Annotated in this window: 18 protein-coding genes; all 18 read right to left on the bottom strand. The window is 47.6% G+C overall.

What is annotated here, in order from left to right:
• Window positions 1–56: 56 nt before the first annotated feature.
• The 18 genes from A7975_RS18215 to A7975_RS18130 all read right to left on the bottom strand — a co-directional run bounded on the left by A7975_RS18215 (window position 57) and on the right by A7975_RS18130 (window position 20,012).
• Window positions 57–662, bottom strand: coding sequence for a sugar transferase (locus A7975_RS18215; RefSeq protein ID WP_065386395.1), 606 nt, complete (start codon window positions 660–662; stop codon window positions 57–59).
• 33 nt (window positions 663–695) lie between these two features.
• Window positions 696–1,439 (bottom strand): glycosyltransferase, encoded by a 744-nt coding sequence (locus A7975_RS18210; protein ID WP_065386061.1) that lies wholly within the window; start codon window positions 1,437–1,439, stop codon window positions 696–698.
• 13 nt (window positions 1,440–1,452) lie between these two features.
• The gene (locus tag A7975_RS18205) at window positions 1,453–2,526 is read right to left on the bottom strand and encodes an EpsG family protein (RefSeq protein WP_065386060.1); all 1,074 of its coding nucleotides are present in this window, start codon (window positions 2,524–2,526) and stop codon (window positions 1,453–1,455) included.
• A complete protein-coding gene (locus A7975_RS18200) occupies window positions 2,507–3,430 on the bottom strand; it encodes a glycosyltransferase family 2 protein (RefSeq protein WP_065386059.1) in 924 nt (307 codons plus the stop codon). Before A7975_RS18200 ends, A7975_RS18205 begins: the two co-directional genes overlap by 20 nt.
• Window positions 3,396–4,541, bottom strand: a complete 1,146-nt coding sequence (locus A7975_RS18195; protein ID WP_065386058.1) for a glycosyltransferase family 1 protein — start codon at window positions 4,539–4,541, stop codon at window positions 3,396–3,398. The genes A7975_RS18200 and A7975_RS18195 overlap by 35 nt, the downstream gene beginning before the upstream one ends.
• Complete coding sequence (locus A7975_RS18190; protein WP_065386057.1) at window positions 4,526–5,689, bottom strand: glycosyltransferase family 4 protein; 1,164 nt, start codon at window positions 5,687–5,689, stop codon at window positions 4,526–4,528. The genes A7975_RS18195 and A7975_RS18190 overlap by 16 nt, the downstream gene beginning before the upstream one ends.
• Window positions 5,690–5,712: 23 nt before the next feature.
• Window positions 5,713–6,594: a UTP--glucose-1-phosphate uridylyltransferase GalU gene (galU, locus tag A7975_RS18185; protein ID WP_053377670.1), complete on the bottom strand. Its 882-nt coding sequence runs from the start codon at window positions 6,592–6,594 to the stop codon at window positions 5,713–5,715.
• A gap of 25 nt (window positions 6,595–6,619) precedes the next feature.
• Window positions 6,620–8,446 (bottom strand): polysaccharide biosynthesis protein, encoded by a 1,827-nt coding sequence (locus A7975_RS18180; RefSeq protein ID WP_065386394.1) that lies wholly within the window; start codon window positions 8,444–8,446, stop codon window positions 6,620–6,622.
• A gap of 359 nt (window positions 8,447–8,805) precedes the next feature.
• Window positions 8,806–9,471, bottom strand: a complete 666-nt coding sequence (locus tag A7975_RS18175) for a CpsD/CapB family tyrosine-protein kinase (RefSeq protein ID WP_053374663.1) — start codon at window positions 9,469–9,471, stop codon at window positions 8,806–8,808.
• Window positions 9,461–10,210, bottom strand: a complete 750-nt coding sequence (locus A7975_RS18170) for a YveK family protein (RefSeq protein ID WP_082198294.1) — start codon at window positions 10,208–10,210, stop codon at window positions 9,461–9,463. Before A7975_RS18170 ends, A7975_RS18175 begins: the two co-directional genes overlap by 11 nt.
• A 102-nt stretch (window positions 10,211–10,312) precedes the next feature.
• Window positions 10,313–10,723, bottom strand: a complete 411-nt coding sequence (locus tag A7975_RS18165; RefSeq protein WP_053374662.1) for a helix-turn-helix domain-containing protein — start codon at window positions 10,721–10,723, stop codon at window positions 10,313–10,315.
• Window positions 10,724–10,950: 227 nt separating this feature from the next.
• Complete coding sequence (locus A7975_RS18160) at window positions 10,951–11,289, bottom strand: ArsR/SmtB family transcription factor (protein WP_065386056.1); 339 nt, start codon at window positions 11,287–11,289, stop codon at window positions 10,951–10,953.
• 163 nt (window positions 11,290–11,452) lie between these two features.
• Window positions 11,453–13,066, bottom strand: a complete 1,614-nt coding sequence (locus A7975_RS18155; RefSeq protein ID WP_065386055.1) for a helix-turn-helix domain-containing protein — start codon at window positions 13,064–13,066, stop codon at window positions 11,453–11,455.
• 48 nt (window positions 13,067–13,114) lie between these two features.
• Window positions 13,115–14,059, bottom strand: a complete 945-nt coding sequence (locus A7975_RS18150) for a FecCD family ABC transporter permease (RefSeq protein WP_082198293.1) — start codon at window positions 14,057–14,059, stop codon at window positions 13,115–13,117.
• Window positions 14,060–14,112: 53 nt separating this feature from the next.
• On the bottom strand, window positions 14,113–15,090 hold the full coding sequence (locus tag A7975_RS18145) for a FecCD family ABC transporter permease (RefSeq protein ID WP_053377666.1): 978 nt from the start codon (window positions 15,088–15,090) through the stop codon (window positions 14,113–14,115).
• Window positions 15,091–15,181: 91 nt separating this feature from the next.
• Window positions 15,182–16,177, bottom strand: coding sequence for an ABC transporter substrate-binding protein (locus tag A7975_RS18140; protein WP_082198292.1), 996 nt, complete (start codon window positions 16,175–16,177; stop codon window positions 15,182–15,184).
• 146 nt (window positions 16,178–16,323) lie between these two features.
• Entirely contained in the window at window positions 16,324–18,189 is a 1,866-nt protein-coding gene (locus A7975_RS18135; RefSeq protein WP_255314331.1) for an IucA/IucC family protein, read from the bottom strand.
• 5 nt (window positions 18,190–18,194) lie between these two features.
• Window positions 18,195–20,012 carry an IucA/IucC family protein gene (locus A7975_RS18130; RefSeq protein ID WP_065386053.1) on the bottom strand — a complete coding sequence of 606 codons (1,818 nt, stop codon included), beginning with the start codon at window positions 20,010–20,012 and terminating at the stop codon, window positions 18,195–18,197.
• Window positions 20,013–20,052: the final 40 nt, after the last annotated feature.

Genomic DNA, 20,052 nt, shown 5'->3' with positions numbered 1-20,052 from the left:
TTTTTTGAATAAAAAAAACCATTCACTCAAGCTAAACCGCTGCTTAAGAAATGGCTTTATCCTTCACTATGGCTTGTCGTACCTTGAAACGTCGGCATCGTCACATGATTGGCATTCGATACGCCTTCTGAGCGTATGACCTTCTTCACCGTCAGCAGCAGTATTTTAAAATCAAGCGCCAAGCTTTGATTCTCCACATACCATACGTCGCGCTCAAACCGCTCTTCCCACGAGACTGCATTTCTGCCGTGAATCTGTGCCCAGCCCGTTATGCCGGGCTTGACGAGATGCCGCTTCGCCTGCTCTTCATTGTACAGCGGCAAATACTCCATAAGCAGCGGACGTGGCCCAATGAGGCTGAGATCTCCTTTGACTACGTTAACCAGCTGAAGAAGCTCATCCAGACTAAATTTGCGCATTAGGCTCCCAAAGGCCGTAAGCCTTAAGTGATCCGGCAGCAGATTGCCTAAGCTATCCTTCTCCGAGGTCATCGTCCGGAATTTATATACGTAGAAGGGAACGCCGTGCTGCCCTGGCCGCTGCTGCTTAAATACGATGGGCGAGCCAAGCTTAAAGCGCACCAATATCGCAGTAGCCGCAATAATTGGCGAGAGTACTACAAGCAGAATAGTTGAGACAATAAGATCAAACAGCCGTTTTATCATCAGTATGGACTCCTAATTCAAACTAAAAGCTTATTCGCTCGATGTCAGCATCCGTCTCATTTTTGAGATCATTTTGGGACCGACAACTCGGCTTACAACTCTTTTCACTTCTCCTCTGAGCCTTACGTGAGCGGGAAGCCAGGATTGCGCAAAGTGATGTATCGTGTAGCTGTCATTCGTGATGTAATTTCCTCCGTTAATATAATCATAAGGGCTGAAATAGGTGCGCGGATAAAAGGTTACGCCGTTGCGCAGCACTTGATATTCGCCATTCAGCTTAAGATCATGCCGGCTGCAAATTTCGGTAATGACTGCCGTATTGGTCGTCATGTCAAGCGAGCCGTCTGGAAGGCGGAAGCTGCGGCTGCCGTAATCATCGAGCAGTTCTTTAATCCACGGATGCCCCTTCGCCGCTCCCATCGTGCCGGATTGCAGAAACGTCTGATCCTCGAAGCCAGAGAAGGCTTCGTGCTGAAGGAATGGGTTCAGCGGCTTAATCACCTCGACATCCGTATCCAAATAAATGCCGCCATGCTTATAAAGCGCATATAAACGAACATAATCGCTTACGAAAGCATATTTTTTTGCCTCATAGGCTTCCTTCACATAGCGATTGGAGGAAATATCGAAGCTGTCCTCATTCCACTCCATCACTTCGTAATCACCTAAATGCTTTTGCCAGCTGCGCATGCATTTTTCAATCTTCCTTGGCTTCTCTCCCCGCCCGAACCAGCAATAATGCAGGATGCGAGGAATTCGTTCCGCTGAGCTCACGTCATTGCCTCCTTTACGATGGCCAAACTAAATACTTACTCGAGTACCTAATATCCAAAGTAATGACACTCTCAAAATAGAAGAAAAGCAAATAAAAAATCAAGATAGCAAAGTAAATGAATTTTTGATCCTTCTCGCGAAACAGCTTAACGATCCAGCCAATCAATATTAGTTGATAAAGGTTAAAGTAGATTGTCATTCTAGCGAAAATCCAATTTTGGGTTGAGATAATCATAAGCACGATACCAATTACAGATAAGTTAGCTAAAATATCACTTTTTGGAAATAACACCCTTAGTTTTTCCCTGCCAAGAAACGCGATGATGAGCGGGATTGCAAAAACGAATACCCGAATAACACTCGCTCCGCCCTCTTCGAAATTCTGGTAGTGGGCGTACTGCGTGCCTTGAATAGCCGTGAATAACAAATTAGAGAACTGATTGAAACCCATAACAATTAAAATAGCGACAAATAATAAAGCAAATGTAGTGCCCGTCCAAGCCTTTCGCCTAACCAGGAAATAAAGTGGAAGCATCACAAGCGCGCTTTGGTGAAAAACTGCCGCGAATAATACTACCGCCATGTATACTTTCCATTTCCCTTCAAACAAGGCTTTTGTTGCTGCAAACACAATGGCTGCCGCTAAAAACTGTCTAAGCCCATTCATCGAAACGACAAAAGCGCCTGACGTGATATATACATACATGCTCAATTCAAACATTCGAGAATATTTATACATTACAATGGCGATAAGCATATTTGTTACAAGCGCCGTAGTAATAAGTAGAATTTGCGGATCCTCTGTTATTTGCTTTAACAGCATTTGCAAAATACTAAATCCCATATCCTTCTGCTCGGTTATCGTATTCCACTCGAAATTGCTTACCTCGTAACCATGCATGTAAAAGAAGGTATCTCCAATATTGTTCCGCAATCCCGATACAAGAATAAGTGATATCGCGGCCACAGCGGCTAATATTTTGTTCGGCTGAAAGGTTGAATGACCTACTGAAGCAGGGACCGAAAAATATCTAGCACATAGGCCAAACAAAAAAACGACAGATAAATTAAGCCATAGGATAGTCATTTGCCGTTCCTTTCGGGACGTATGTACTTCTAGTCTTCATCTTTATGTAACCATACAGAAGCAGCCCTGGAATGAATGCCGATACAGCCAATGCCTTGGCAGGAAAATCTTGCAGCCATCGTTTATTTCTAGATAGCAGGCAGCTCGACACGTAATGGACCGCCTGCCGATATTTGAAAATACCATTTCCGATAGGAAGGTTTATAAGAGCTTGCCGGTAGAAGGCGAAACCTTTCGGATTTTTGCGATATTGCATCAGCATGTTGCGCGAGGAGCCGTCCGGTAAATATTCAACATGACAAAGCACCTCATTCAGAAGCAACAGCTCATACTGTTGATTCAGCAGATGATACTTGTAATCCAAACCAACATATTTTTCTCCTTCAAAAAGCGGATAAGGATAAAGCTTGGTCAGAGATGTGAGATAAACGAGCTTCTTATCGCCCGTAACCCCATGCTTATGGTATAAATCGAATAAGGTTGAGCTAACCAGCTCCTCTGGCAGCTCCGAGCCTACGATACTTCCATCCGTATAAGCGTCTAAGCCAACAAAACCGCATACCTTATCGCTCCGGTTCTGATTCCAAAAGGTAACGATATGCTCAATCGCATCGTCAGGCATATAATCATCAGAATCAATGCATACGTTCAGTTCAGTCTCTATGTGCTCATACGCGGTATTATGTGCGCCATGCATGCCTTGATTTTGCTGAAGAACATACCTAATCGGCATAAGCTGCTCGGCTATCCAGCCTGCAACCAGCTCCTCCGTTCCATCGCTTGAGCCATCATCGATAATGAGCCACTCGAAGTCCTTACAGGTCTGGCGCTGCAAGCTCTCATAGACTTGATGCAAGCAATAGGCCCGATTATACGTGGGCGTAAACACGGTTAGCGTTCTCATTGGTCACCTCGAATTGGGATAAATATAATGCTGTCGCTTGCAGCGCTGTTTGCTTGATATCGTAACCTTTGAGCGCCAATGCGCCGGAAGGAATGACTCGCGATTTCTTCTTAGCTGCCTCAATGATTTGATTCACACCTACCTCTTCTTGTTTAAGAGAGAAGAAGTCGATTAAGCCGATGCCCATGTCCACTTCATCCGAGATATGATTGGAAATGACACAGGGCAATCCCGCGCCTTGCGCCTCAATTAACGTAACCGGAAGCCCTTCGTGATGTGATGGAAAAACAAATACATCGAATGCTTGAAGCAGTCGATCGATATCGCTTCTTATGCCAAGAAACTTTACTTTATGTTCCAGCCGAAGATCTTTTACCTTCTGTTCGATTGTAACCCTAAGCGGGCCATCACCAACGAGCAGCAGGACGCTGCCTTGTTCCCGCTGCTGAAGCTGGTTGAATATGTCGATAAGCTGGTCATGATTTTTTTGCTGAGCAAACCGTCCAACATGCCCTACAACAAGACATTCCTCTGAAATGCCAAGCTCCCTGCGCATTTCTGTGCGTACCTCTTCCGAAAACGCAAATTGCTCGCAGGATATCCCGTTTTGCAAAATAAGAGCAGACTTCTCCTTGTCGCCGAATAACCAGCGGGCTGCCGCATTTGAGCATGCCACGTAATGTGTTGCAGCAGCGCGTACATAGGTACCTGCGTACCATTTATATATACGAGTGGCGAAGCCGCCTTCGCTTCTTGTGTTATGGCTATGCGCGATTCGAACGTCGATGTTAGCCCTTCTAGCTGCCCGCAGCACAAGACCGCTCATTTTGTCCATGTGCGAGTGAACCACCTTATAAGAAGCGTTGCTCCGAAAAAATTGATCCAGCGCTTTCAGATAGCCATTATGGCCAACTTCTGTAATATGGGGGATACGATGAATGTTGCCCCCAAGGGATCTAATTTCTTCGTCAAACACGCCTTCCTTGCAGGTGAGAAAATCAAACTGTACTTTGGAGCGATCAATATGGCGGTATATATTCATAAGCAGTGTCTCGGCACCGCCGCGATTCATATTTACTACAGCATGTAAAATTCTTAAAGGACTACCCAATGCAATCTCTCCATTTCACCTTGCGGATGGCCCATCATTGGTTTATAAATGTCATTTAGCTCTTTCTTAACTTGTATCAAGCTATACTTCTGAACGATATGCATGCTTTGCATGCCCATTAGCTGTCTTAGCTCAATCGACTCGCTTAGCTGCTTCAACCTTTTTGCAAATACAGCCACGTCATTCTGATCGACCACATACCCGTTCACGCCATCGCGAACAAGCTCCGTATGGCCTCTATTCGCGGCAGCCACAATCGGCAGCCCGCAAGCCATCGCCTCCATAATATTGACGGGCAGCCCTTCGCGCAGGCTGGAGGCAACCGCGACGTCGCACATCGGCAGCAGGCGGTCAATATCGCTGCGATAGCCTAGAAAATGAACCATGGAGCTGATTCCAAGCTGATACGCCAGCTCTTTGCACGCATCGAGCAGCGGTCCCGTACCCGCAAGGAGCAGCCTTGCATGCGGCACCTGCTCTTTGATCGAAGCAAGCGCATGGATCAGCAGCTGATGGTTTTTGTTGCGATTAAACTCAGCGGCATAGAAGAGCAGGAAATCATCGGTCCGATAATCCAGCTCCTGCCTGAGCCGCCATTTATCGATTTTTTGCATCGGCTTATATTGCATCGTGTTTACCCCAACGCCATGTACCTGTGCAATTTGCTTCGCTCTAAATTTTTTGGTGACGGCAAGCGCATAATCCTCGTCATTTATCGTGATTAGGCAGTCGGTTAAGCGCGACAGCCTTTTTTCAATCGGATAATACAGCATCCAATTAAGGAGCGACGCCCCTTTGCAAAAATGGAAGCCATGCGCCGTATAAATGACCTTCGTGCCGTTTTTTCTAACCGACGCCGCCGCAAGCCTCGCAAGCACGCCGCCCATCGGCGTGTGGCAGTGAATGATATTATAATTCTGCTGCTTGACGATGGCCTTCAGCTCTTGATGAGCCTTTATATTGTTCAAACGCAAAGGCGACCGCTCAATGGACAAATTAAACTTCCGATCAACGAAAGGGAGGTCCAGCTCGCCCTTTGCGGCGACATGAACCTCCCAGCCTTGCTGCTTGAACCATTCCATAATAGGCAGATGAAAGGCCTTGAAATGATAATCAACCGTTGCGCAGAATAATATTTTATTAGGCATAAGTTTACCATCCTATACTAGAATTATTTTCTAGCGGCTTCTCTTTCAACCATTTGAGACAAATAGTTTAATAGCTCATATCGCAGATCCTCGCGCTGAAGCGCAAATTCGATCGTCGTCTGGATGAAGCCCATCTTCTCGCCCACGTCATAACGCTTGCCCTCGAACTCGTAAGCATAAACGGCTTCGGATAAATTCAAAGCGGCAATCGCATCGGTAAGCTGGATTTCGCCTCCCGCGCCAGGCGTTTGATTGCCCAAAATGTCAAATATCGCAGGGTTTAAAATGTAGCGTCCCATAATCGCCATATTGGACGGCGCCGCTTCTCTTGCAGGCTTCTCTACCAAATGCCTGACCCGGTGGAAGGAATCCTCCATCAGCGTGCCGTCAACGATGCCGTAACGGGAAACTGCCTCGTCCGCTACGCGCTGAACGCCGATTATCGAGGTGTGATATTGCTCATATTTTTCAATCATCTGCTTGATGCAAGGCTTCTCCGCGGAGATAATATCATCGCCAAGCAGTACAGCGAACGGTTCGTCTCCAATGAACTTGCGGGCGCACCAGATGGCATGCCCTAAGCCTTTCGGCTCCTTTTGGCGAATATAGTGAATATCCACCATATCAGCCGATTTGCGAACCTCGCTTAACAATTCGTACTTATGCTTAGCCTCTAAAATTTGTTCAAGCTCCAGCGAATTGTCAAAATGATCCTCAATCGCCCGTTTGCCTTTGCCTGTCACGATAATAATATCTTCAATACCCGACTCGATCGCTTCCTCGACAATATATTGAATTGTCGGCTTATCGACAATCGGCAGCATTTCCTTCGGCATCGCTTTTGTTGCGGGCAGAAATCTGGTTCCGAGTCCCGCTGCTGGAATAATGGCTTTTCTAACTTTCATAACGTTTAGCAACTCCTTCGTCTTTTTAACCTGTAACGGATGCAAATTCGGGAAGCTCCACGATGTTGTTCGCAAGATCAAGCAACCTGATCCGCAATTCCGCTTTGCTCATACTGTCATGGAGGGCGATTATTTCTTCGATCTGTTCAAAATAAATCTCGAATGATTTCCCTATGTAAATTTTCGGGTAAACCTGCTTTTCATTCATTTCATTGTCCTTGAGCATTTCCTCAAAGAGCTTCTCGCCCGGTCTGATGCCCGTGTACTGGATGCCAATCTCCTCGACCGTGTAGCCTGACATACGAATGACGTTTTGGGCAAGATCGGTTATTTTGACCGGATCACCCATGTCTAGAACGAATATTTCGCCGCCTCTAGCGAGTGCGCCCGCCTGAATAACCAAACGCGAAGCTTCCGGTATCGTCATAAAATAACGAACCATGTCGGGATGCGTTACGGTGACAGGGCCGCCCTTCTCGATTTGTTTCTTAAACAGCGGTATAACGCTTCCCCTGCTGCCAAGGACATTGCCGAAGCGAACCGCCACAAACTTCGTCGTGCTGAACCGGTCCATATGCTGAATGACCATCTCCGCAATTCGTTTCGTCGAGCCCATCACGCTGGTCGGGTTGACCGCTTTATCGGTAGAGATCATGACAAAGGTATCAACGCGCGCCTGGCTTGCCGCTTTCGCCGCATTTAAGGTTCCCATTACGTTGTTTTTGAACGCTTCCTCCGGATTTCGCTCCATCAACGGCACATGCTTATGCGCTGCCGCGTGATAGACGACCTGTGGCCGATGAGCTTGCATGACTGCCATCATTTTGTTCGCATCCTGCAGGTCGGCGATTTCGGTAATAAATTCGATTTGGGTATGACCGTAAAGCTCCTTGAGCTCCATCTCTATGGAGTAGATGCTGTTCTCCCCATGTCCGAGCAAAATAAGCTTCTCCGGTAAAAAACGGGAAACCTGCCGGCATACCTCCGAGCCAATCGAACCGCCCGCTCCCGTTACCATCACGACCTTTTGGGTGACATAACCCGAAATGCTCTCGATATCCAGCTCTACAGGCTCGCGGCCTAACAAATCCTCTACCTGCACATCACGAAATTGGCTGACAGAGATTCTCCCTGTAGCCAAATCCTCCAGCATCGGTATAATTTGCGTCTTTGCTTTCGTTTTCGCGCATTCGCTAAAAATCGTATTCAGCTGTTTCTTGCTGAGCGATGGAATCGCGATCACGATATTGTTGATGTCATGCTCAAGCGCAGCCTGGGCGATGCTTGCAACCCCGCCGAGCACCGGCAATCCCATAATGTCGAGATTATGCTTGTTGACATCGTCGTCTATGAAAGCCATCGGAATTAACTCCGTATCGCTGTTGCTAAGCAGCTGCCGAGCAAGCATCGTACCCGCTGAACCGGCTCCAACGATTAATGTGCGCTTGCGCAGACCGGCATGCTTATTGTAGCTGCCTCGGAAGATTCGCCAGCAAAGCCTTGAGCCTCCGATCAGCAGCATATGAATCATCCAAGTCACTGCGAGCAAGCGCATAAACACATCGCCCAGCACGACCTGCTGAATGACCGCTGCTGCAAGAATGGAGAAAGAGACTGATTTTGATATGATCAGCAGCTCCCCGACGCTTGCATACTCCCATGCCTTCTTATACAGCTTGTAATAGAAGGAGAAAAAATGATGACTCAATAAGAGCGTGATCGAGCTGATCACGATCGGCGCCGTTACCACATCAAGCGAAGCGCTAAGTAAAAAACGGCTAAAAAAGATGGCGGTAAGAACGATAATTGAGTCGATTAAAATCAATAAAGACAATCTTTGCCGGTACGTCAAAGCCATTTCACCCTTTCCTGTCATACATCAAATAAAGTGGATGCTAATGAAGCGTTAAGCTTTCGCCAATAATCGAGGAGTTTTGATGTAACACCCCTTTAGAGTGTTTAACTAAAAGGCTTTGAACAAAACCATTTAGTTAAAAACTCTAATGCAAAATCCAGGGCATTCAACCCCGCCTCACACCACACTCTTGACGACTCGCGTCTAAGGTTTTTCGTAACCCACAGCATGGCCGAGTGCCTCCATTGATAACGGTGAGGAGACATTACCGAACGTGACTGCCCTTATTAAAAGCATCTTTTGTGCTTTATAAAGAACAGTCGCCCCGTAAAAAAAGCGCTATCCGATTGAGATCATCAAACGCTCTTTTTGTTAAGTATGACGCCGAGAATATTCGCTTTGGCGAACAGCAAGGCACGTTTTGCTTCAATGGCATGCTCTTGCTGCGTTTTGCCGGTTTGCAGTAGCAGGAGCACGCCGTCGCATTTGCTAACAAGCGCATTCGTATCCGGTACGCCGAGTACGGGCGGGCAATCCAGCAGCACCATGTCGTAATGCTCGGATGCATACTGCATCACATCGACCATAAGCTGTGAATCCAGCAGCTCTGTCGAATTATAAAGGCGCTGCCCGCTCGGCAAAATATCCAAGCCTTCGACTTCCGTATTGTAGATAGCCTCGCGAATTTCGAGCTGTTGGCCTAAGATGTTCGACAGCCCTGGCGAGGTTTGCACACTAAAGATCTTGTTAATAATCGGGTTTCTGAAGTTTGCGTCGATGATGAGAACACGATCGCCTCGCTGCGCCATGCATACCGCCAGATTGACAGTCGTTGTCGATTTGCCTTCACCCTCAGAGGGGGAGGTGACAAGCAGCGAATGAACCTTGCTGCCGTTTGAAGCATACTGAATATTGTTCCGAATGGTTCGGTACTGCTCTGAAATAGAGCCGTGAGGATTAATGTAAGCAAGCAAGCTTCTATTTACATAAGACTTTGACGCTTTTTGCCGTTCACGAACCAATCGTCTCACCCCGCGCAACAATGCTTTTTTGTTTCTTTGATTTTCTGGCATAATCTTTTCGTTTCATTTTGGTTACTTGACCCAGCATCGTTAAGCCGAGCAGCTCCTCAATCTCTCGTTCCGACTTCATAGAATCATCAAGCGAATCGAGCAAGAAGATTAAGCCTATACTTAAAATAAGACCTGCCATAAATCCAACGAACACCATCGTGTTGCTCTTCACGTTAATCGAGAAAGGATTTTCTTCCGCTTTCGTTAATAGCTGAATGTTCGTTACACCGAGCGTAGCTGCCGCTACTTGCCGGAAAGCTTCAACGCCGACGTTGGCAATCTCAGCAGCAAGCTTCGGATCACTGTCCACAACCGATACGACCGTAACAAGCGAACCTTCTACGCTATCGACTCTGATTTGGCTTCTTAGCTGCGAGACAGAACGATTAAGCTCCAGCTCCTCTATGACCTTGTTAAGGACGATAGGCTCGCGAAACAGCACCTTCACCGTGCCCATCATTTCTGAGGACGCAGCAATAATCATTCTTGCGGATGAGGCATACATGGGCGTTTCGGGTCTAGAGTTGTAAACGCCTGCTAGCACTGTAACGGCCATCGTAATGAGCACAACGATCCATAGCCGCTTTCTAACCGTGGAGTATAAAGCTTTGAGATTAATTTCTTTGACCTTTACTCTGTCTATCTCGTTGCGTGACGCAGATAGATCCTCTAACCTTTTCCCATCCATTCGCACACCTGCTTAATATGTTTGTTATAAAGAACGATAACACAATATTAGTTCTTTATATAGAACATGTCAATACACGTTTTTCTTTTTTTTCGCTCAGCTTCAGTTATCGATATGAAGAATAATGATATTTGATGTTTTCTTTTTCTCGCTCAAATAGACGCTGTCCTCCGTCCTGTTTTCCTTCCACATGTTCGAGCGGATCAGGTCCTTTAAAGCTTGAAAATCGCCTTTGCTCATTCCCTCATCAACAGCGTTTTTAATAATGGATCGCCATTCCTCGTCCAATACTTCATCGTCATGAATTTTTGGTAAATGCTCTTCTCCAAGCAAATACTCAATGTTAGAATCCAAAGGAGCTGCAATTTTTGCCATTACCTGAAGAGATGGGTTGTTCTGCATATTGCGTTCAATGTAGCTCAAATAGGACTTGGATACGCCTGCTAGGTCGGCAAGCTTCGTTATCGAATAGCCCTTTTTTTCCCGTAGACTTTTAATCCGTTCCCCAATCATAAGATTCTCCTTCGGCCAGTTTAGATCCTAACGATAAGCTAACAACCTGCAACCAAAATAAAAGACGTTATAACAGACAATATAACTATTGTAGTTCTTTAAAAAGAACAGGTCAATACAATTCCGCTTTCTTTGTCAAAAAAATGCGCTTTGAAAAAAGAAAAAACACCGATTACCGGTGTTTTTCTCGAACCTTTTTATAGGCAAAATGCGGGAATGCGGCTTTCTTATTCCTTGTTGCCCTGTTCCTTATCCTTCTCCTGCAGCTCGAGCAAATAATCTTCAAGACGATCGTATCTCTCTTCCCATAGCCGGCGGAAAGAATCCAACCAATCATCCAGCTCAATGAGCGGCTGATGCCGCAGCTTGTATATACGCCTGTTTGCGCTAGGCTGTACTTCAACTAGTCCGGATTCATGAAGGACCTTAAGATGCTTGGACGTTTGCGGCTGATTAAAGCCAAGTTGTTCAGCTACTTCTCCCACGGTCAGCGGGCCGCTGCGCAAGAGCTCGACAATATGCAGACGGTTTGGTTCGGCAAGCGCGCTAAATAACGTTTCATTCATACTCAAAACCTACTCCAAAAAAGCGATTATAGTAACGATGACCTTACATGACTCTATACGTATTTTGTTCATTTCCTGCTTCGAACATACACTAGCCGGAATATTCCTGTCAAGGAATGCATTTGACAATTAGATGAACATGCGAAAAAAAGGCTGAACTAGGCTAAGCCATGTTCAACCTTTTTTGACGGCTGTCTTGATCGATACAGAGCTCCATCAGCTCATCCATAATGGTTTGCCGCCCAATAGGCGTCCAGCTCATTACGAACCAATTTTGAATGAGTTTGGCATTATCATTCGGTACGGCCGGTATACGATTCCATGTGCTTGTCTGTATCATTCGCTGGTACATCCTCTCGCTGCCTGCGAGCACATGATGCTTATGTATAAACAAATGCTCGGTTTCTAAAATAGGCATAGACTCTGGCAGCATTTCCTGTCTCCAAATATCGCCGATTCCCGGAGCGCCTGGCTTCAATGCCAGATCACTATAAAGCAATTCATTTAACGGATGGCCTGCCGTGCCTTGAATGCCAATCATCCGATGATTGACCTGCATAACCGTCACCCGGCGATCTCCCAAAGCTTGCTGCAGCGCCTGCTTGACCTCCGCAGTCCGCATCTCCAAACGGGTTAACGTTTGAGCCGCTTCACTCTCGCGGCCAAGAAGCTCTGCAATTTTCAAAAAATTGCGTTTCCAGTCCCATACCGATAAGTCGAGCATAACCGGAAATGCGATTTCTTTTAAAGTCTCACGGAAATCCATTTGATAATGGTCGGCGATAATAAGGTCGGGGGCAGAGCGCTTCAACTGTTCCCGTTGGCTGCGGAACCGTTCCGCATACTCCTTCTCCCCCAATCCGGGATAATGGAAGAGATCAAGCACGCATACTGGCTCAATCCCTAAAGCTTGCAAATATTGCTGGAAATCCAGTGAAGAGGCTACTGCTACTCTTAGCGTCTCCCGCTTCATATAGATAGTAGGAGACACGCCCACCATACGCTGGAACATTCGGCTGAAATAAAACTCGCTGCGAAATCCGACAGCGGCAGCAACCTCCTTGACACGGTTATGATTTTTGCTCAGAAGCTGCTTCGCTTTGTTCATTCGAATCGTGCCCAAATATTCCACAGGAGGGCAACCGGTAACTTTAAGAAACAGACGGGAATATGCGACTGCCGGCATCCCCGCAGTTTCTGCAAGCTTTCCGATATTTATTTTGTCCGTATAATGCTGCTCCATATAAGCAATGCTTCGGTTAATGCGCTCATCGCTTTGCTCAGCTGGCTCCGGCGCACTCTTGATTATCGCTTGGATAAATTGTTCCAGCTGCAGCCGGAGCGATAAACGGTCCTTATTCCCCTCTTCCCTGCTGCTTTCGTACATTTGAAGAATTCGCTGCAGAATCTGCTGAGGCTGAGGAACAGGTATTTTACCGGGAAGAAGATAACCCGACAATGATATTGAGCTGGACAAAATCATGTTTCCTTTACCTTTTACTAGCGTTAACGGCTGGAAAAACACACCGTAGTATGCAAAACCGCCGCTTTGCTCCGATATCTCCACAACCATGCCTGGCACCAGCAAAAACAGCTCGAATGGACGAATTCTGCACAGTGCGCCATCTATGAGAACAACGCCTTCCCCTTCTGTAATAAAGCATAATAGATAGACAGGAATCCGATAGGCGCGAATGCCCGGCTTTCCCGCGAAACTTCTCTTGCGCACCGATGAGAATAGGTAGAGTGAATGGGTATGCGTGGAATGAGGCATCATTTAGCAAAAATAACCTGCCTTTCGTAGAGCCTTAACCTTTTCCATTTATTATAATGCTCTACGGCGAATCAGCAAAGTAATCATATATGGCGCGCCTATCAATGCAGTAATTAACCCCACAGGGATCTCAAATGGCGAAAAGAGCACTCTCCCCAGCAAATCTGCCAGCATCACGATGAGCCCTCCGAGTAGTGCGGCAACCGGCAGCCTTTTCATACTCCGCGTGCCTACCAGATGTGAAGCCATATGCGGAGCCATCAGCCCGACAAAAGCAATCGTTCCGGCCATCGAGACGGCTGAGCCTGCCAAGCCTACACTAAATAAGATGAGTAAAAATCGGACTCGTTCGAGCCGTATCCCCATGCCAATTGCCGAGCTGTCACTGAGCAGCAGTAAATCCAATGAACGTGTATATAACATAAGCAGCACAAATAAAATAACGATCCATGGAAGCAGCGGCCAAAAATGCTCCCACGTCCGGCCATATAAGCTGCCGGCCATCCATACAAAGGCTTGGGACACGCGGAAAATTTTGCCCACTGTCAGCAAGTACGTAATAAGCGCGCCTGCCATTGCAGATATGCCAACGCCAACCAACAGCATGCGCTCGGTTGAGCTTCCTTTTTTCCAAGAGAGCCTGTAGATGGCTAACGCGACCAGAAGCGCACCCCCAAAGGCAACCAAAGGAAGACGGCTCATTGGAAAGGAAGGGACAAGCACCAGCACGGCTACCACAGTGGCAGCGGCGCCTGCATTCAGTCCAATGACACCAGGCGATGCCAGCGGATTACGGGTAACGACCTGCAGGATCGTCCCTGACAAGGCTAAGCCGCAGCCTGCCAGAAATCCGGTTAGCACCCTTGGCAGCCGCACCTCGCGAATCGTAAATGCAAATTCATCATTCCCCATGCCTATAGCTGTCTGGATGGCATCCATAACAGGCACATTTCTTTCACCGATAGTAATGTTTAGAAGCAGCACAACTACATTCATGACAAACAACGAAATAACGATCCACAGCCAGCGTCCCTTTATAATAGAAGAAGTTATGTCGTCCCATCCTTTCTCTGAGCCAAATAAATTAAAAATGGCGCTCCGAAGAAAGCAGTGACGACACCTACAGGAATTTCTTGTTCAGGCAGTACAAACCGCGCGCCAATATCCGCAAGCAGCAAAAGCAGAGCGCCGAGCAATGCGGAATAAGGGATAATCCAACGGTAATTCAGTCCTACAAGGGAACGTGCAATATGCGGAATAGCTAGACCGATGAATCCGATAGGACCAGCGATGGCAACCGCGCTTCCTGCAAGCAGCACAATAGCGACGATACAGATTGCTTTAATAAAAAACACGCGTTGACCAAGTCCTTGCGCCATTTCCTCTCCAAGACCGATCACATTCATATGATTGCTTAGGCCAAACGCACAAACCAAACCAACCAGCATATAAGGAAGCACCTGCATAAACAATTGCAGATCCCGTCCTGTAAGCGAACCAGCTAGCCAAAACCGCATCGTATCCAAAGATTGTTCATTTAATATAAGTATCCCTTGCGTTAGGGACGTGAGCAAAAGGTTAATCGTAGCACCGGCAAGGACTAGCTTGACCGAAGTCAATGAATCTCTGCCAAGCGAACCAAGCAAAAATACCGATGCGCCTGCAACCGCAGCGCCGAGTAACGCCGACCAAGAGAAAACGGCAAGCGAGGTGGAATTTAATACAATAGAAGCGATAACTACTGCTAAAGCAGCTCCGTAGTTCACCCCGAATAGTTCGGGGCCTGCCAGCGCGTTTCGGCTAAGCGCCTGCATCAAGCAGCCGGCAACCGCAAGCGATCCGCCTACCGCCGCGGCGATCAGTGCCCTTGGCAGTCTAACGGATCGGATGATCAGCTGCGCTTCTTGGGAAGCATCGTAAGACCAGAAAGCATTGGACACGGCGCGTAACGGAATTTGTACAATTCCAAACATAATACTTCCAACTAAGGCAGCACCAACAAGAATAATAAGAACAGCCACTCCCATCAATCTGGGCTTCACTTCCCATACCTCCAGCACATGATTGTCAAATAAACGAAGAAAGATTGGGTCGCCACTCGGACGGCCCAATCTTTAATTATTTTACAAGAAATGTTTGCAGATCATCGACGACCTTATTCACTGCTTGAATGCCAAGACCGCTCATCCAATATTCCCAATCAACCGCATGGACGCTATTGTTTTTGACCCCGTTCAAGGAAGCCCATAGCGCGCTTTTTTCAACCTTGGCAAACGCATCCGGCTCTCTGTTGAACCAAAGGATCACATCTCCATCCAGATTGCTCATTTGCTCTTCAGTCACGTCCTTGGAGAAACCTTCGATGTTCTGTGATTCGGGACGAGCAATGCCAGCGTCACTCATGATGGTTCCAGCGAACGTATCCTTCAAATAAATTTGAATTTTGTCGGCGCGTGGACGGAATAGCGATACCGTCTTGCCTTTATCAGCTAATTTAGATTTTAACTCCATTATTTTAGCATCGTAGGCTTCCTGCAGCTTTTTGCCTTCTTCCAGCTTGTTCACTGCCTCAGCATGCAGCTGCAGGTTGGCTTTCCACGTTACGCCTAACGTTTCTACGAATACGGTAGGCGCAATTTTTGCCAGCTGATCGTGTATCGCATCATGCGTATCTTTGTTGCCGATAATCAGATCAGGCTGTAGTGCATCGATCGCTTCCAGATTAGGCTCATTGACCGAGCCGATGTTCGTAATTCCGTCTGTCCCCTTCAAGTAAGCCGGATAAGGATCTCCGGCAGCTAGAATGGATGGCGCTCCGACAGGCGTAATCCCTAGCTCCAGCAAATTATCAAGCGCGCCGATATCAAGCACGACGATTTTCACCGGATTAGCTGGAACTTTCACGTCTCCGTATGCATCTTTGACCGTCCGCTCCGTTGCTGGCTCAGTTGATGCTTCGGAGGTTTCCTCTCCCGCATTTGCAGCGTTGTTTACTGCATTTTTTTCTGTGCCCGATTCGGCATTGCCGCATGCAGCCAACACCAAAATCATCAGCGCGATAAGGGAAAGCGATACCCCTAATTTAAAATTTCGAATTCGATTGCTTAACAACATTCCTTTATCCCCCTGTGTCTAATTAAGAATGATAACCATTATTAATAAAATAGCCTACATGCTATAACGCTGTCCATGCATAAACTTTTTCATTTCATGTACTATTTTTTCATTCAGTAGCTATCTACCCATAAATACCCATTTTTCTAGCTGCTATGCCGTGATAAGGGATTGGCCACCTGGTGGATGCGGAGCTCTGTATCCGGAAACAATCGGCGTGCAGTCAATTGTTCTACCCCGATCAAAGGCTCAAATAAATAAAATTGGCTGTACCGCTCGTTATGCTCAGGGAATCGCATCTGATATTGTTCAATCAGAAGACGAGCCTTGTTCCAAAACGTGATTTCATCCAATCCGAACTGCTCCTGCAGGAAAATAGCCAGCTCTCCGAGATTAATAAAAAAGAATGCATCATGCACAAAGTCGCGTACAGCGGAAAAATCCGGTGTCTCGATAAACGAATTGCGATTAATCCGCTGATGATATTCAGGAGTTTGAACCAAATCCGGGCAATCCGCAGCATCGCTCAGCCCGTCCCTCGTAAACCGGATGCCATCATGGAAATCTTTTAGCGCTACGCGGACCGGCAGCCCTTCCCGGTGGACAAGCGCCATGTTCTGGGCATGTGATTCCAAAGCGATCCCGTGCGCATATAAAAAATGAATGATCGGGCTGATGCTTGCCTTCAGCAGCTCATCAAGCCAGCGCTCGATTCCATAACGTTCAATCCAAGGGGCGATAAACGGCCTCTCATCCGTATCCAAGGCGCACAAAGCGTTAAACGGAATCGCCGATTCTTCCTTTTCCAGCTGCGTATGTATGCTCTCCCGCCAAATACAAGCGAGCGCCCCATAGGATTTAGGCTGCAAAGGTGAGGGAATATGGCTGTTGTCATAGGAGATGCCAGCGACCTCGCCTAACAAAATGACACGTAATTCATCTCGCAAATAAGGGTCATGACTCGTTATCCGCTTTAGCCAGTCCGTAATAATAGGCGCATTCGCTACCGTATGAGGGGCAAGGACTCTTCCTGTCGACGTATTCAAAATGCTGAGCGGCAGCTTGAGATATGCTTTGCTCGGCGCGGTGCGATTAGCCAGCGTACGAATAGACTGCTGGGCGGTATAAAACTCCTCCGCACTGCCAAGCGGCAAAATATGATGATTGTGAATGTCGGCTGCAAGCACCGAAGTTAAAATAACTCTCCATTGCCATGGATGGACAGGCAGCAAAATATATTGATCGGGATCAACGCCAGCCTGCCGGATTCGAGCGGTAAACTTATCCAACACCTGCTCGCCCAATTGATCTTGAAGCCACTTTGATGAACCAGGATTCGGAGTGCCGAAGGAATGGCTTATTTGAGCGCGCTCACGGCGGATAGCTACCCATAGCGGAGCAATAGGCTCGGCGAATTCAGGTCCAAAAGTCTGCTGATCCGACATGTCAAAGCCGATGCGCGACTTATAGCTCGGATGGTAGGGATGTCCGTCCATTATGCCGCTTTCCCAATCATCATAAGGCAGCTCATGCAGGTTTAGCTTTTCTTGATGGCGCTTGTACTGAGCCATCGTATCGTTAATCAAGGTCTGCTCCAGCTCTTGTATAAAATGCAATACCTTCTGCTCATCGGCGCCGATTGCGCCCGCAATCTCCAGCAAGAAGAGCCCGATGGATTCTGCCTCCGAAGCCGATTCTTCTGCCTGCCTTATGACAGGTCCTTTATTCATCCTAATGCGGCCGAATGTATGACGCCGCGTACCATCGAAGGCGTATACAACCGGCTGCCCCGATAAGCTCATTCCTGCAATGGTCCAGGTTGTACCAGCCACTCCTTCCATCACGGTGTGGGCAACAATGCCCTCAAACAGCATCGACTCTACCAACTGGCGAAAAATTCGCCTTCTAACGGTTACGTAGTAAGGCGACAGCATCGCTGCCTTATAGAAAGTAAACCTCTTATGTGTTGCCCGCTTGTCGCTGGACGTATCTTGCTCGCTGACGATCCGCACCTCTCTCACTCCTCGCTGTATGAATAGCGCTCTAACCAGTAAGCATGAAGCGGATTGCTTACACGGTGAACACAATCGATCGTTCCATCATCAATTCGGCGTCTGGCTAATTGCTCTACTTCGATTTCAGGTGTAAAAACATCAAAACAATCAAACCGGCTCTGCAGCTCAGGAAAATCTTTTTGATACGCGATAACGGCTTCCGCCGTCACTGCCCAAAAACGGCGTTCCGCAAAGCCGTAATGCTTCTCCAAGAAAAACGCAATCTCAGAGAGATTGATGAGAAACAGAGCGTCAAGCAAGAAATCAGTCAGCTCCTCCGGCCGATCCTTCTCGATAAACGAGTTTCTGTTCAAGCGCTGGTGATTCGCAGGCGGATATTCAATCGCCGGATACCCTAGCGGATGAGGCACACTCGGTGAATAACGTATGCCGTCATGAAAGTCTTTCAGCGCAATACGCTGGGCAATCCCCTGCTTCATCACGACAATCATATTTTGCCCATGCGACTCCAAAGCCGCTCCGTGCGCATACAGCAGATGGACTAAAGGCAAGACTGATACTTGGATCAGCGTCTCCAGCCACTTTTCAAGGCCATGCTCCTGAACCCAAGAGTCAATAAAGGGGCGCCCATGAAGATCCGTATGAACGAGAGCGTTAAAGGGAATCGCTTCTTCACCCGGCTCCAAATAAGGATGCAGGCTTTCCCGCCATATGGCTCCAAGCGAGCCGTAAACCTTTTGCTCCAAAATATTCGGAAGCTTCTGATGGTGATAGGACGCGCCAACCACTTCTTTGAGCACGATCACTCTCTGCGCATCCCGTAAATAATCATCGCCCGCTACTACTTTACCGAGCCAGTCCGAGATGCGCGCCGCATTCATAATCGTATGCTGGGCTAAGATCCTGCCCGATGAGGTGTTCGTTATGTTGAGCGGCAGCTTAACGTAAGCCTTCCGCCGGTCGCTCCTATTGGCCATAGTCCGTATCGACTGCTGCGGACGATACAGCTCATTGCCCCTGCCGAGGAAGATCAATTCACCGGTACGCATCTGTTCAACGAATTCTGTCGCAATAACATGGTCCCACTGCCAAGGATGAACGGGAATCATGATATAGTCCTCGGGGTCTTGACCGCGTGTTTTGATCATTTCGTTGAACAAGCCGTAATCCGATTCCAGCTCGCATGCCATGTAAACCTCATAATCCAGTGCTTCCGATACCGAGAGCTTTGCGGCGCTGCGGCGAACCGCCGCCCAAACAAGCCTGACATCCTTTTTGAATTCAGGCCCATAAGCCGCATTATCGCTTAGCGTAAACCCAATTCGCGATTTGTAGCAGGGATGGTACGGATGGCCGTCCATCAGGTCGCCTTCCCATTCGTCGTAGTCCGTCAGCTTTGAATTTTGCGGATTCTTGCTCAGCTGAAGAGACATCGTATCCTTCAAAAGCGTCTGCTGAATTTCATCGATGAAGGAAGAAAGCTTATCCTCCTTTGCCGGAATGGAAGTGGACATCTCTAGTAAAAAACGGGAAAGTGATTCCGCCTCTCGCGATTCTCCTGCTGCAACCCTTATAACAGGCTCCTCTGACAGGCGGATGCGTCCAAAGCTCCATTTTCGCGAGGCCTTGAACCGGTATTCTACAGACTCCCCCCGCTCGCTTACCCCGTGCAGCACATACTCGGCTTCCGCTTCCCCGCTAACGACCGTGTCTACTAAAATCCGTTCGTACAAAAATGACTCTATCAATTGCCGAAAAATGCGCCGTCTGACCAAAATGATCTCATCCGACTGCACTAATGACCAAGCTAGTTCGCTCATGCTCCACCTCCAAAGTAAATGCCAAAACCGCTGCATGCCG

The sequence above is a fragment of the Bacillus sp. FJAT-26390 genome, from assembly GCF_001682865.1.
Lineage (GTDB): Bacteria > Bacillota > Bacilli > Paenibacillales > Paenibacillaceae > Pristimantibacillus.
The sequence above is the reverse complement of the archived record's forward strand: the minus strand, read 5'-3'. Positions and strand labels throughout refer to the sequence as shown.

Bases quoted from the DNA above. Each gene is read 5' to 3' on its own strand.
- A7975_RS18190 (WP_065386057.1), bottom strand. From the start codon at position 5,689: ATGCCTAATAAAATATTATTCTGCGCAACGGTTGATTATCATTTCAAG.
- A7975_RS18145 (WP_053377666.1), bottom strand. From the start codon at position 15,090: ATGGGAGTGGCTGTTCTTATTATTCTTGTTGGTGCTGCCTTAGTTGGA.
- A7975_RS18150 (WP_082198293.1), bottom strand. From the start codon at position 14,059: ATGAATGTAGTTGTGCTGCTTCTAAACATTACTATCGGTGAAAGAAAT.
- A7975_RS18200 (WP_065386059.1), bottom strand. From the start codon at position 3,430: ATGAGAACGCTAACCGTGTTTACGCCCACGTATAATCGGGCCTATTGC.
- A7975_RS18165 (WP_053374662.1), bottom strand. From the start codon at position 10,723: ATGATTGGGGAACGGATTAAAAGTCTACGGGAAAAAAAGGGCTATTCG.
- A7975_RS18155 (WP_065386055.1), bottom strand. From the start codon at position 13,066: ATGATGCCTCATTCCACGCATACCCATTCACTCTACCTATTCTCATCG.
- A7975_RS18160 (WP_065386056.1), bottom strand. From the start codon at position 11,289: ATGAATGAAACGTTATTTAGCGCGCTTGCCGAACCAAACCGTCTGCAT.
- A7975_RS18130 (WP_065386053.1), bottom strand. From the start codon at position 20,012: ATGAGCGAACTAGCTTGGTCATTAGTGCAGTCGGATGAGATCATTTTG.
- galU (WP_053377670.1), bottom strand. From the start codon at position 6,594: ATGAAAGTTAGAAAAGCCATTATTCCAGCAGCGGGACTCGGAACCAGA.
- A7975_RS18140 (WP_082198292.1), bottom strand. From the start codon at position 16,177: ATGTTGTTAAGCAATCGAATTCGAAATTTTAAATTAGGGGTATCGCTT.
- A7975_RS18205 (WP_065386060.1), bottom strand. From the start codon at position 2,526: ATGACTATCCTATGGCTTAATTTATCTGTCGTTTTTTTGTTTGGCCTA.
- A7975_RS18170 (WP_082198294.1), bottom strand. From the start codon at position 10,210: ATGGATGGGAAAAGGTTAGAGGATCTATCTGCGTCACGCAACGAGATA.